Origin of the sequence: Vibrio scophthalmi LMG 19158, from assembly GCF_000222585.1 — a bacterium.
GTDB classification, from domain to species: Bacteria; Pseudomonadota; Gammaproteobacteria; order Enterobacterales; family Vibrionaceae; genus Vibrio; species Vibrio scophthalmi.
This window is the reverse complement of sequence record NZ_AFWE01000022.1, coordinates 1-704: the sequence shown is the minus strand read 5'-3', so window position 1 is coordinate 704 and position 704 is coordinate 1. Positions and strand designations below refer to the sequence as shown.

Here is a 704-nt window from a genome sequence, read left to right as displayed (position 1 = left end):
GCAGCCGAATGGCTCATTTAATATAAATTTTGTAATGCGCATCTAATGGATTTATTCATTTATATCATGACTATAGCGTCAAGGGTTTCTTGGCTGTAATATAACATCGAACTATAACAATGGAGAATAGTCATGATTACTGGTTTCGAGTACATACAAAATAATTCAGAGCTGATATCAAAAGAAGTTAATGCCATCATTGTTTCAATAGAAGATAATATTGAGTCAACGGGGGGGTATTTTTCTACAACATGGACTCTTGATTTTGCGCCGAAAGGGCTTGTTGATACTGTAGCTATTCATGTAAAAAAACAGCTTCATGAGCTTGATTGGCAGTTTAATTTCCAGACTGAACCAGCAAGATCAGCTATTAAATTCGAAGTGCTACCAATACAATCTACTTTGTAATTTAATGGCTACTATTTACACTTCCAAAGAACTCAGATGAGTTCTTTTTTTATGCCTAACATTTAACGTTTTTAAGCCCCGCAGGGATAAGAGAGCGCGTGCGCGAACGAGGCACCAAGCCACCCGCAAAAGGCCATTTCTCCGATATTCCAAACTGGCGCGGTCAGTAGTCCAAATCACTTCAAGAAAAAACACATCACCTTCCTGCAAAGATGCTTTTCAAGAGTCACAAGACGAATGATGAAGAGCGAGACTGAGCGATGAAGAATGAGGATGTGACTCCTGAATTTCAACGT

At 38.8% G+C, this 704-nt stretch carries 1 protein-coding gene; it reads left to right on the top strand.

The genetic code is table 11. The features are described from left to right. The first annotated feature begins 132 nt into the window (after positions 1-132). Entirely contained in the window at positions 133-408 is a 276-nt protein-coding gene (locus RH88_RS00730; protein ID WP_005592762.1) for a hypothetical protein, read from the top strand. Positions 409-704: the final 296 nt, after the last annotated feature.

Bases quoted from the DNA above. Each gene is read 5' to 3' on its own strand.
- RH88_RS00730 (WP_005592762.1), top strand. From the start codon at position 133: ATGATTACTGGTTTCGAGTACATACAAAATAATTCAGAGCTGATATCA.